10 protein-coding genes are annotated in these 12,680 nt (G+C 43.7%); 6 read left to right on the plus strand and 4 right to left on the minus strand.

The annotated features are described in order from the left end of the window. Nucleotide 1 precedes the first annotated feature (1 nt). On the minus strand, nucleotides 2-1,663 hold the full coding sequence (locus L3V30_RS07630; protein WP_237308625.1) for an ATPase RavA domain-containing protein: 1,662 nt from the start codon (nucleotides 1,661-1,663) through the stop codon (nucleotides 2-4). A gap of 268 nt (nucleotides 1,664-1,931) precedes the next feature. On the opposite strand from L3V30_RS07630, the gene L3V30_RS07635 reads away from it, so the two are divergent. The 5 genes from L3V30_RS07635 to L3V30_RS07655 all read left to right on the plus strand — a co-directional run bounded on the left by L3V30_RS07635 (nucleotide 1,932) and on the right by L3V30_RS07655 (nucleotide 6,715). Next, nucleotides 1,932-2,447, plus strand: coding sequence for an NUDIX hydrolase (locus tag L3V30_RS07635; protein WP_047009230.1), 516 nt, complete (start codon nucleotides 1,932-1,934; stop codon nucleotides 2,445-2,447). A 22-nt stretch (nucleotides 2,448-2,469) separates the two neighbouring features. Next, nucleotides 2,470-3,474 (plus strand): low-specificity L-threonine aldolase, encoded by a 1,005-nt coding sequence (gene ltaE / locus L3V30_RS07640; protein WP_237308626.1) that lies wholly within the window; start codon nucleotides 2,470-2,472, stop codon nucleotides 3,472-3,474. Between the two features lie 79 nt (nucleotides 3,475-3,553). Continuing rightward, entirely contained in the window at nucleotides 3,554-3,874 is a 321-nt protein-coding gene (locus tag L3V30_RS07645) for a cytochrome c (protein WP_005396401.1), read from the plus strand. A gap of 203 nt (nucleotides 3,875-4,077) precedes the next feature. Further along, nucleotides 4,078-5,610, plus strand: a complete 1,533-nt coding sequence (gene yfcC / locus L3V30_RS07650; RefSeq protein WP_237308627.1) for a putative basic amino acid antiporter YfcC — start codon at nucleotides 4,078-4,080, stop codon at nucleotides 5,608-5,610. Between the two features lie 109 nt (nucleotides 5,611-5,719). Further along, nucleotides 5,720-6,715 carry a succinylglutamate desuccinylase/aspartoacylase family protein gene (locus tag L3V30_RS07655; protein WP_124007977.1) on the plus strand — a complete coding sequence of 332 codons (996 nt, stop codon included), beginning with the start codon at nucleotides 5,720-5,722 and terminating at the stop codon, nucleotides 6,713-6,715. A gap of 198 nt (nucleotides 6,716-6,913) precedes the next feature. Here L3V30_RS07655 and L3V30_RS07660 read toward each other — a convergent pair whose 3' ends face one another. Continuing rightward, nucleotides 6,914-7,447 carry a lipocalin family protein gene (locus tag L3V30_RS07660; RefSeq protein ID WP_104970757.1) on the minus strand — a complete coding sequence of 178 codons (534 nt, stop codon included), beginning with the start codon at nucleotides 7,445-7,447 and terminating at the stop codon, nucleotides 6,914-6,916. A 314-nt stretch (nucleotides 7,448-7,761) separates the two neighbouring features. Between L3V30_RS07660 and L3V30_RS07665 the strand changes: the two genes are divergently transcribed. Then, complete coding sequence (locus L3V30_RS07665; RefSeq protein WP_005396397.1) at nucleotides 7,762-8,142, plus strand: cystatin domain-containing protein; 381 nt, start codon at nucleotides 7,762-7,764, stop codon at nucleotides 8,140-8,142. A gap of 56 nt (nucleotides 8,143-8,198) precedes the next feature. Here L3V30_RS07665 and L3V30_RS07670 read toward each other — a convergent pair whose 3' ends face one another. Further along, complete coding sequence (locus L3V30_RS07670) at nucleotides 8,199-11,255, minus strand: SMC family ATPase (RefSeq protein WP_237308628.1); 3,057 nt, start codon at nucleotides 11,253-11,255, stop codon at nucleotides 8,199-8,201. A 9-nt stretch (nucleotides 11,256-11,264) separates the two neighbouring features. Continuing rightward, nucleotides 11,265-12,398, minus strand: a complete 1,134-nt coding sequence (locus L3V30_RS07675; RefSeq protein ID WP_012842192.1) for an exonuclease SbcCD subunit D — start codon at nucleotides 12,396-12,398, stop codon at nucleotides 11,265-11,267. Between the last annotated feature and the right edge of the window lie 282 nt (nucleotides 12,399-12,680).

The following is a 12,680-nucleotide window of genomic DNA, read 5'->3' on the forward strand; positions in this document are numbered from 1 at the left end:
CTTATGAGAAAAACTGATGTAAGTTTTTAAAGCGTTGGATAACTTTCTCGCTTTCAGCTTGGATAGACTCAAGTCTCTGACTGACCTGCTGAAGACTCGACTCCATTAGGCGTGGTAGCTCAGGATCAACAAAGCTATGCGGAAGCGCATCATGGAAATTCGCTTTTACCTTGCGCATATGGTGCTCTGCTTCACTGAGTTGATTTACGGCTTTTTCACTCTGCGTTAACCACTTTTGGTAAAGCTCTACATCCAAACCCTCTTGAGTCACTAAGCTCACCAGAATGCCTCGGTTTGCGATATCACGAATAACTAGGTTATTTGCGGCATCAACATCAAATCGTAAACGACACATGTTGGTGTTTTGATTGACGTAGCCATACACATCACCGTGTCCTTCTTTGATGACTCGGTCTAGTTCATCTTTTGGCACGTAAACCCAGCGGCTATCGCCTTTCTCTGATTCTGAAACCGACATGTTGCTTTGCAAGACAACCAATTTAACTAAGTTAACGGCTGCGCCAACTTTGTACATCTTGGCTTTAGAGGTATCAAAGCGCATGGTTTCTTTGCGCAGAATACCCGTTGCCGCTTCAGACGTTAACGTCATGCGATAGGCATCTTCAAGCTCATGCTGAACATCGACCAAAGACTCGCGACAGTATTCAATTTCCTGTTCGGCGTCTTGTTGGTCAAATGCATGTTTTAGGGCGAACTCTTGTACCACTTCGCGTACCACGTCTCGCGATTCAGGGCTGTTCCATAAACAATCTTGCAGCAGCAGAAGGTCAAGCGGATTGATTTCATCGCGACCATTAAAAAACGCGCTCGCTTTTAACAACTTCACGGCTTTCTTCCAGCGGCGGTCAGACACATACATGTCGGTATTAGCGACATCGCCAAACTGAGCTTCGACTTTGCTTTCTAACATCGTTTTAAGCTGGAAAAGCTTCTCGAATGCATTATCGGTTAACGTCAGCTTGTCGAGCTGCTGTTGCCATTGATGATATTCTTCATCTGTTATTGCTAGCCCTTCTGGCACTTGTGCCTCTTGTGACGTGCCTACCGTCAACATCGACTTAAAGTTTTGTTTATTCTGAATTCGATTCACAAACACGCGCACCAACATGCGGTCATAGAGTGCATCCAAACCACTGTCTTCATCTGGCAGTTCATTGGACGCCGATACCAACAAACGCATTGGCACACGCTCAATATCGCTGCCATTTTTGAACGTTTTCTCATTGACCACTGTCAGCAATGTATTCAGAATGGCGGGGCCCGCCTTCCAGATTTCATCTAAAAATACGACTTGTGCGGTTGGCAAATACCCTTTAGTTAAGCGAACATAACGACCGTTATCTTTGAGTTCTTGAATACTCAGTGGCCCAAAAACTTCTTCAGGTGTTGAGAATCGAGTCATCAGGTATTCAAAGTAACTGCTATTATCGAACGCTTGGATAAGTCGCTTGGCAATTAAGCTTTTTGCAATGCCAGGTGGGCCTAAAAGAAAAACACTTTCACCAGCAAGTGCCGCAAGGAGGCAGAGCTTGATGGTATGTTCGCGTTCATAAACGCCATCCGTTAACGCTTTAGCCAACTTGTTGATGCGTTCTGAGAGAAGCGCTTTTTCGGCATTTGAGGCAAATAAGGTTTGTGTCATACGTTCTCCGGCTGCTGAACTGGTATTGCGTTAACATTTTTATACACTTGTTATAACTTTGTTACAAATGTATTTTGTTGAATTCCCCTTATAGCAGATGCTTACCCCCTTCTTTAGCCAGCAATCAAAGTTTCCATTTATGAGATACAGCTCACTGAAAGTGCAAACGCTTTCGTAGTGTTGCAACATTTTTTGCTTTTGTTTCCCACCATTTGTGGTTAATGTCGAAAAACGTCAAAATGCGGTAACAGCTAGGGTTAATAACTGCATGAGCAAAATAATTCATAAATGGAAGCAAATTTCTCTGATTGAAGAAGAGGTTATGCTTCCTACAGGACAGGCAATTACGCACACCACAATCCATCATCCGGGCGCTGCGGTGATTCTCCCGATTACAACGGAAGGAGAGGTAGTCCTAGTCCATCAATTTCGCCCTTCACTTAATAAATGGCTTCTGGAGCTCCCTGCTGGTACAAGAGAAGGCAATGAAGACCCTCTCTGCTGCGCAAAAAGAGAGCTAGAAGAAGAAACGGGCTATAGTGCAGAAAAATTCACTTCTCTCGGCCAAGTCACTCCCCTTGCCGGATTTTGTGATGAGATACAGTACCTATTTGTTGCTGAGAAGCTCAGCCAAACCAACCGTTACGAATGTGATGAAGATGAAGTGATTGAGGTTGTTACCTTGTCACTCCAACAACTCGAAGACAAGATTATTGATGGCACAATTACCGATGCCAAAACGATCGCTTGTTTAAGCAAAGCGCGCCTTTGCGGATATATTTAGGACTTTGACCAAGGAGACATTCATGGATTTTCGATCAGATACCGTTACACAGCCTACCCAAGCAATGCGAGAGGCCATGTTTAAGGCCCCCGTTGGGGATGATGTTTATGGTGATGACCCTACGGTCAATGAGCTTGAGGAGTTTGCCGCAGAGCTTGCAGGATTCGAAGCGGCTTTGTTTACCACTTCAGGCACGCAAGCCAATCTGCTCGGCCTAATGGCGCATTGTGAACGCGGAGATGAATATCTGTGTGGGCAGCAAGCACATAACTACAAGTACGAAGCTGGCGGCGCAGCAGTACTTGGGTCAATTCAACCTCAACCAGTCGAAAATAACCCAGATGGCACACTCCCATTTGATAAACTGGCAGCGGCGATTAAGCCAGATGATTGTCACTTTGCTCGTACCAAGCTGCTCAGCTTAGAAAACACGATTAATGGCAAAGTGCTGCCTCTGTCTTACTTAGCAGAAGCTCGTGACTTCGTGAATAAGAACAATTTGAAGATGCATCTCGACGGCGCAAGAGTATTCAATGCAGCGGTTGCTTTAGATGTTTCGGTAAAAGAAATCGGTCAGTATTTTGATTCAATGACGATTTGTCTGTCGAAAGGTTTGGCTGCCCCTGTTGGTTCGTTACTGCTTGGTAGCAAAGAGTACATCGCAAAAGCACGTCGCTTAAGAAAGATGGTCGGCGGTGGTATGCGTCAAGCGGGTATTCTTGCCGCAGCAGGCAAACTCGCCCTTACCGAACAAGTGGAACAGCTAAAACAAGATCATACCAACGCAAAAACCTTAGCGGAAGGTTTAGCTGAACTGCCTGGTTTTTCAGTCAACCCTGAATTTGTTCAAACGAATATCGTATTCGCGAAGCTTGATCCTCAAGTGGACATAGTAAATATCGCTGCGAAACTAAAGGAACAAAATATCACGATAACACCTGGAAACCCCATTCGTTTCGTGACTCATAAAGACATTTCAGCGCAAGATATCGACAATTTCTTATCAAGCATTAAATCTCTGCTTTAGTTTGATTTTGATCATTGAGCTTCCCCTAAGGGGAAGCTTTATTGTATCGATATGACTTTTTAGCGAATAGACAATCTTCATGTTCAGATTTGTACTTCTAACCTCTCTTATTTTCTCTTCCGCTAGCCATGCCGCGCCTTTTGGTGATGCTGATAAAGGTAAAATCAAATCCCCTAGCTGCGTCTATTGTCATGGTGCAACAGGCGTCGCAGGTAATGATGCCTATCCAAATCTTGCAGGTCAAAATGCCCAGTATCTATACGATGCGATGAAGTCTTACCAAGCAGGCGAACGTAAAGGGCCGCTTGCCGAAATGATGGGCGCACAATTAAGAATGTTAAATGATGAGGATCTTCGTGATGTCGCTGCATTTTATGCAGAACAGACGCAAGACAAATGATTTGTTTATCTCGGCTCACAACAAGAGCTTGTGAGCCCTCGACCCGAACCAAAACATTTAACCAAACTTTGCTTGTAAAATAATCACAATGACTTCACTTCAAATATTTGATGAATTTATAGTTCAATATTTCCATTAATGTTGACTTTTTATTCTGTTTTATTGATATTTCATGCTTCATTGAATTTAACGTGAAGTAAGTTATGTCTCACACACATGCGCAACCAACGGACTCGGTTGCTACACCCAAATCATGGCAGATGCCAGATACCCTCATTTTGATCTTCATTGTTGGTATTCTCGCTGCGATTCTTACCTACTTAATTCCTGCTGGCCATTTTGACAGTCAGCAAGTGACTTATATGGTCGATGGTGCAGAAAAAACTCGCACGGTTATCGATCCATCTTCTTTCTCTTATGCAACCGACGAAAACGGTGAATTGGTTTACAACAAGGTTGGCCTGTTTACTTCTGGTGGTGGCATTGGTTTAATGAACTTCCCATTCGAAGGGCTAGTTTCAGGCTCTAAATGGGGCAGCGCGATCGGCGTGATTATGTTCATGTTGGTTATCGGTGGTGCTTTCGGCGTTGTAATGCGAACAGGCACCATCGACAACGGTATCTTGCGCCTTATCGATAAGACCAAAGGTAACGAAGCGCTATTCATTCCAGTGCTATTTTTGCTGTTCTCTCTGGGCGGTGCGGTATTTGGTATGGGTGAAGAAGCCGTAGCATTTGCGATTATTATCGCTCCGCTTATGGTTCGCCTTGGTTACGATGGTATCACTACGGTAATGGTGACCTACGTGGCGACTCAAATTGGTTTCGCAACATCTTGGATGAACCCTTTCTCTGTTGCTATTGCACAAGGTATTGCGGGAGTACCTGTTTTATCCGGCATGACAGTGCGCATGGGGTTATGGGCTGGCTTTACGTTAATCGGTATCGCCTTCACCATGATCTACGCCGCTCGCGTGAAGTCAAACCCAGAACTTTCTTACAGTCACCGCACAGACAAATATTTCCGTCAGCAAGAGCTTGGCAATCAAGATTCTCGTTGGAATATCGGCGATACACTCGTTATTCTTACGGTTATTGCAACCACAGTATGGGTTGTTTGGGGCGTGGTCGCTAACGCATGGTACATCCCAGAAATCGCTTCTCAATTCTTCACTATGGGCTTTGTTGTCGCGATCATCGGTACGATTTTTCGCTTAAACGGTATGACGCTCAACTGCGCAGCCGATGCGTTTAAGGAGGGGGCGGCTATTATGCTTGCTCCTGCTCTATTGGTTGGTTGTGCGAAAGGTGTGTTACTTATCCTAGGTGGCGGTACGACTGATGAAGCGAGTGTACTGAATTCTATTCTGAACAGTGCTGGCGGCGTGATCAGTGGGCTTCCTGACGTAGCTGCGGCATGGTTAATGTATGTATTCCAATCTATCTTCAACTTCTTCGTTACTTCCGGATCTGGACAAGCGGCACTGACGATGCCTTTATTAGCACCATTGGCGGATATTGCAGGTGTCACGCGCCAAGTTGCCGTTTTGTCATTCCAACTTGGAGATGGCTTTACCAACGTTATCGTCCCTACTTCAGCATCCTTGATGGCAACGCTTGGTGTCTGCCGCATCGACTGGGGTGATTGGGCAAAATTCTGCTGGCGATTTATCCTATTACTCTTTACCCTGTCGAGTGTCGTCGTTATCGCAGCTCACATAATGGGGTTTGCGTAAAACGAAATCAATTGGCACTAAGGCGAGACACGTTCTCGCCTTATTAATACTCTTCGTATGGCGACGTTAAGGTTTTAGATTGGCTTATGGTTTTGGAGTGGTAACTTTAATGGCAACACAACTTCTCGATGACATGATTCAAGGTCATCAAGTGATTCAATCTCTCAATGTAGCAGACCTAGGTCCGGGTGAGCATAAGTTTTGGTTCCGCATCGCGACCAACGCGCTCTCTCAGTGGCAACATCTTCCTGTTTTGGTATTCAAAGGTGAAAAACCTGGCAAGAAAATCATGATCACCGCAGGGGTTCATGGTGATGAATATAATGGTGTGTTAGCAGCGCAGAAGACCGCTAGAGAACTCATTGGCACTGAAGTCGCTGGTACTGTCACTATTGTTCCAACCATTAACATGCCAGGTATGCTAAACCACAGCCGCGATTTCTATTCCGCAGACCCGGATGCGTCTCCTGCAAACTTAAACCGTTTTTTCCCTGGTGACCAAAATGGCAATGAGGCACAACGCTACTTATATGCATTGTGGAATGATCTGCTCAAGCCAAATGCTGATTTAGCCATTGACCTTCACACTCAAACCAGTGGTGCGGCCTATCCACTATACGTGTTTGCAGACTTCCGAATTGAGCAATCATTAGAAATGGCTCGTCTCATTAATCCTGATGCGATTTTAAATGATCCTGGAGATGCTGGCGTCCTTGAAACAGTTTGGAATAACCATGGTGTCCCAAGCATTACGGTTGAAGTGGGTATGGGGCGCTACACAGAGCAAAAACTCATTAGTCGAACCGTATCAGGCATTTTAAATGTGTTGAAGCAGCATAACGTCGTAGAAGGTGAGATAGAGCCTATCACTTCATGCTTGGAAGGAAACGAGATCGTCAGTGTGAAAGCGACACATGGCGGCTTTGTACTACCTCATGTCGGTTTGATGGATTTTGTCGAGCAAGGCCAACTGGTTGCGATTCAATACGACAGCTTTGGCACTGAAGTTGAGCGCTACACCGCCCCTACAAGTGGTACAGTGCTCAGCCACAATGTGGAATCTATTCGGGCGCCTGGCTCTCTGATCGTTCGTTTGATTAAGTAAACCATAACCGTTTGTCGATAGATCTACCTTTCGACGCTCACTCAAATTTATATAAGCCCCATCACGAGTAATCACAAATGATGGGGCTATATTTTTGACCACATGAGGTTACAAGGTAATAAAAATATTCCAAGCAAAACTCAAAACCGCGAGACAGAAACTTCGCTTCTGTTGATTTTAGAAGTCACATTGATGAACTTAAAACTGTCGTCCACTCTCTTGATCAACGAGAATTAGCTCATCTAACGCGAAACCTTTCTCTTTAGCAACCTGCTTAAAACGCTCCAGGATTTTCTCATCAACGTTGGGTGTTCTAGACAATAGCCACAAGTAATCGTGGTTGTAACCAGAGACAAACGCATAGTCATAGTTTTCACCTAGCTCAAACACAATGTAAGAAGAATAGATTGGCCCAAAAAAGGAGACTTTTAAGTGCGCAACCGTTTCGTCTTCAACAAAATAAGCTTTACCTTCAGCTTCGGACCACTGTTGATCTTCTTCTGAATATCCGCGGTTTGTCACCTTAACCCCACCATCCTCGCGAAGCCGATAATCGGCCGTAACGTTGGATAGACCACGCTCAAACGAATGATCGAGCCGTGCGATTTCATACCACTTGCCTAGATAAGGCTCTAAATCAAAATTGTTAACTGGCTCCACCCCATCAGGTTTAGAGGTACAGCCAAATAAAGTAACAAGTGATAAAAGTAATAATGTTTTTAGCGATTTCATACAACACCTAAATTTGATTTAGTGATTGATTTTACTGTAGAAGGTAGCAAATCGATCACTAAGTCGCACCACTGTCCCAAATGTACGTAGCTAGACATCACAGTTCTTCATTGTCAATAGTATGCTGAACACCAAAACCTCGTTATGTCAGCAATTCCCTAACAATATTGTTTTATGTTTTACTTACAAGTTGGTCATACTTGTCTATTTTGTCAGCATTTAACCGTATGCATATAGAAACTTTGCACAATATAGACATACGCTGTCATATCACCCTCCTATAATACGTCGCGATATAGACAGAGGTTATTGTTATGAAATTAAAAACAGTGTCAGTTTGTGCACTTTTGGTATTACTTGCGGGTTGCCAGCAGGAAAACCCAAGCCAAGCGACACAATTAACAACCTCGGCAGATGTATGTAATACACAAGGAAACATGCCAGGTGGGTGGAATGAGTTTAATGCTACCCCTGATGCACAAAAGGCAATGGCTTTTGTTTTGAAAAGAATGGACACAATAGCGTCGTTCAAACAAATACTGAACGTTCACGCGCAAATCGTTAGCGGCGTCAACTATGCCATTGAGTTTGAATTGGATGATGGCTCTATTTGGAATACAGTTGTTTATCGCAACCTAGATGGTGAGTATGCGATTACCCAGTCGCCAAAAGAAGGCCACTTTTGCGAACAGTAGCGATTAAGTAAGAAAGCCCCTAGATAGGGGCTTTGGGTTTTGTGATAGCAACTGAATTAGACAGCGAAGCTACATTGAGATTTGACCGATACTGTCGAACCGACTCTTGATGGTTCAACATCAATCCTCTGCGCCATTTGTTCTTTTAACTCAGAAACGTGAGAAATAACACCGATCATGCGTCCAGTCTGTTGTAAATCCACTAGCGTTTGAATCGCGAGATCCAAAGATTCTGGGTCTAAACTACCGAACCCCTCATCAATGAATAAAGTGTCTAAACGGATACCACCACTATAGGATTGTACAACATCCGACAAGCCAAGCGCCAAAGCAAGCGCTGCCATAAACGATTCACCACCGGAAAGTGTCGCAACATCACGTGTTTTTCCTGTGTAACCATCTTCAACCATTAAATCTAAGCCGCGACCCGCAGCGCCTTTGAAGCCCTCTGTTTTTCGAGCAAGAATATAGCGCCCTTTACTCATGAGGCTTAAACGTTGAGAGGCCTGAATCAACACATCATCCAACAGTACACCAAGAACAAAGCGATGCAGGCTAACCCTGCTGCCTGTTTTACCGCTGGCAACGTCGTATAACGTACCAAACACTTTGTACTCTTCTTCTAACTTACTATTTTTCTCATGCAGCGTATCAATATCTTTACGAACTTTTTCAATTCGCTCAAAGGTTGAGCGCGTGGTATCGAGCTGATTCCTTACTTCAATATACTGCGCCTGCAGAGTGGTTAAGCTGTCGTTAAGCGAATCCAAGTCCGGTCTTTCAAGCGCTTTCAATGCATGGTTTAAATCATGTAGTGTTTGTTCAAGCTTGGTTTGTGTCTGTTTGAAGTTGTCTATTTCTTTCTGCCACGCTTGAAGCTCATCATCTGTCACTCTGCTATTTAGATAACTGCTTTCATCCTCAAATTTACTCGCCTGTAATGCCTCATTCCACGCTAATTCTGCTTGGCTAAGCTTTTGTTCTGACTCAGATAGCCACTGCTTGTTCGTCACTAACTGACTTTCAGCATTCGATTGCGCTAATACCGCTTGCTGCAAAGCGTTTTGCGCCTTTTCTAAACCTGTATTCAAGGTCAGAATTTGCTCTTTTGTGAGCAAAATGTCACGCTCAAGCGCATCAACGGAACTGTATTTCGGATCAATGGAAGCTTGTAATTGAGTCAATTGTTCTTGGTTTGCTTGAACGGTTGATTCATTTGCCGCCATTTGATTCTGCAACTCATGAATTTTATTTTCACCCACTAAGCAGCGTTGATTAAGCTGTTCAACGTTCTTTTCTAGCTTTTCAATATCAATAGATTGTAGACGTAGAAGTTGATCATTAAGCGCCTGCAACTCAGTTTGAACCGTCGAGATCTCAGATGCTGCATGCTCACCAAGCTCTTCTTTCAACTGGTCGATTTGATTCTGATGCTGAATAATGACAACGTTATGTTGTTCTTGCTGATTACTTAGCTGGTTCAGTGAGGTTTGAGCTTCTCTTTCTTTCACTCTGGCAGCCTGAACTTGCTCTTTTGTAACGACTTCTTCAACAAACGTCGCAGGGTTAGGATGCGCTTGGCTGCCACATACCGGACATGCTTCACCTGCCTTTAGTCGCTGCGCTAATACTGCCGCTTGAGCGTTGTGCCACTTAAGCTCTATCGTATCAGCGGCTTGTTGACACTGCATATAGCGCTGACTGGCCTCCTGTAATGACTGCTGCTTGCTTACGGTTAACGCCGTGAGTTTAGAGAGCTCCAAAGTAAGACCATGCAGCTTTTGTAGATCCTGTAGTAGTCGTTGTTTTTGTTTTATTTCCGCATCGATGCTGCCAACAAGCGCAACATCTACTCGGGCTTGCTCTAGATCTTTCTGGCCCTGTTGCGCCTGAAACGCCAACTTGTCTTTCAGCTCTATGTACTGTTTTAACGTTGCTTCAAATTGTTGCTTTTGTTGATGACCTGCCGTTATTTTTCTTTCCAAGTTGGCTTTTTCAAGCAACTTGTCTTTCATGCTTTCAAGTTGATACTGCAGTTGCGTTAACTGTGGGACTTTTGCCGCGGCTTCTTTTGCACTTTGCTGCAAGTTTTCTTTTTCTTTCGTAACAGCATTGGCTTTATCAAGGCTCTCTTTCAAAGCTACGATTTTTTGTCTGAGCTCTTGAGTTTGAGTTTTTGCATTTTGTAATGAGACGTAGGGTAATTCTATCTTATTGGCATTTTTAGCATTTTCTAATTGCTGTTGACGAACTTTTATCGAGTCTGAGTGTTCTAGATGCAGCTTGAGTGCGTTTTCTGCTTGCTCTCGTTTCGAAAACTCTCCATTAATAGTTTCCGCTTTTTGCAATTCAGATTTAGCAACATTTAGCTTATCTAACGAAGCTTGTTCTTTCTTTCTATCGACCTCTAGCTGCTCAGTTGCTTGTTCGAGCTGGTGTAATAATTCCTGCTCTGAACTCACTCCTGCAACTTGTAAAGCGCCTCGAATTTGATTATCAAATTCATCTTTCGCTTTACTGATTGCGCTCGCTTTATCTTTGAGCGCGTACTCAATTTTTTTATATATGTCCGTTTGAAAGAGCTGACCAAAAATTTCTTCGCGCTCTTTAGAACTAGCAAGCAACAGCTCCCGGAATTTTCCTTGAGGCAATACCATTACTTGGCGAAATTGCGTTTCATTCAAACCAATAATATTGCTCACTTCTGTTTTAACTTGAGTCGTCTTGCTAGTGATGAGCTTTTCGGTCTCGCCGAGTTCATAAAGAGCCGCAGTGTGCTTTTTTACCGTTATCCCTTCACCACGCGCTTTGGGCGCTTCCTGCTCTGGAGATCGCACAACTCGGTATTGTTTGCCATGTAACGAAAATTCTAGAACGACTTCGGTTGGTAAGTCTTGCGCCGATAAGTCACATCGCATCTGGATGCCTTGCCGCTCATTACCGGTAGTTTCACCGTAAAGGGCAAAGCAAATGGCATCTAAGATCGACGTTTTACCTGAGCCTGTAGGACCATTAATCAAAAACAGAGGGTTACGGCCAAGCTTTTCAAAGTCAATGACTTCGGTTTTTGCAAACGGACCAAAGGCTTGCATGGTAAGTTTAATTGGTTTCATCTTTGGTCCCTATTGCTGTGATAATTGCTTAATAATGTCAGTAACGGCTTGTTCTTGCTCTTGGGATAATTGACTATCTTGTGCCTCAATAAAAAAGTCTCGGAACATATCAATTTCGCTTCGGGCCAACTTTGCTTGCGCCATTTCCTGCTCTACCCCAATTAACATACCCGGTTTCTCAAGATGTAAAACGTTTGGATACACCGAACGAAGCTTTTCCATTGGATTTAAAATCGCATGTTTATCCATCAAACGAACTAACAAATAATCTTCATTTTTAGGGTCAGTCTTGCCCTGCTCTATGACTTTATCTAGCTCTCCCTCAACAATGCGCATTTCATGAGGGGCAATTAGCTCAATATGTTTAGCAGAGACAAATCCTTTCTTGTCTAGTTCGACTAACGTGAAGCCTTTCTTCTGGTTCTGTTCACCAAAACTATACTTCATAAGTGAACCAGAATAACGGATATGCTCTGCGCCTTTCTTCTGAGGCTGATGTAAATGACCAAGTGCGACGTAGTCGAAATCTAAGAAATGCTCATGACTTACGCGATCAGAGCCACCAATAGATAGTGGTCGTTCAGAGTCAGACTCAATAGCACCATCAACAAAACAGTGGCTAACGAGAACACGCCTTTGCTCTGAAATGAAATGCTCTCTTATTTGCTCTACAAGCAGTTGATGTGCCTCATCATGAGTTGATACCGAGGTTTTGTAGGCAAATCTGACCTGTTCAGGGTCGTTATAAGGCATGCCATAAAACGCTACCTCACCCGCAGAGTCCGTTTTTATGATGATGGGAGTTAGCATATCTTCAAAGTTACTAACAATATGAAGGCCTGCATTTTTCATTTGCTCTGAGCCAAAACCTAATCGTTCTGCACCATCATGGTTGCCAGATATCAATATCATCGGTGTTTTCAGTTCAGTACAAATACGCTTCACGACTCGATTTAGCAGTTCTATTGCAACCGTTGGTGGCACCGAACGGTCATAAATATCTCCCGCCACTACAACGGCATCGACGGGGTTGTGTTCAATATAGTTAATCAGTTGTTCGAGTACTGCTTGTTGATCTTCGAGTAGTGATACATTGTGGAATTGTCGACCAAGATGCCAATCTGAGGTGTGGATAAACTTCATTCGAATTCACTTTCCGCCAAATCTTTAAGCAAGGTTTGCTCCTGCAAGAATCCGAATTTCAGCCGTGTAAACATCAGAGTATTACGTGACTGGCTGAATCTGGCACAAACCAAAGCTCAATTTATTTAATTTGGGTTAGGATATCTTGAGTCGAACAGCTTTTCATGTAGTTTATGTTCTATGGTTCACTATTTCACCAGAAAGCGAGAAGAACGTTGTATAAACACCTTTTAAGCAACATTAAGTGATGGTCTCGAGTAAACATAACCGTCACATTTAAAC

It is taken from the genome of Vibrio sp. A1-1, assembly GCF_021728175.1.
GTDB classification, from domain to species: domain Bacteria; phylum Pseudomonadota; class Gammaproteobacteria; order Enterobacterales; family Vibrionaceae; genus Vibrio; species Vibrio diabolicus.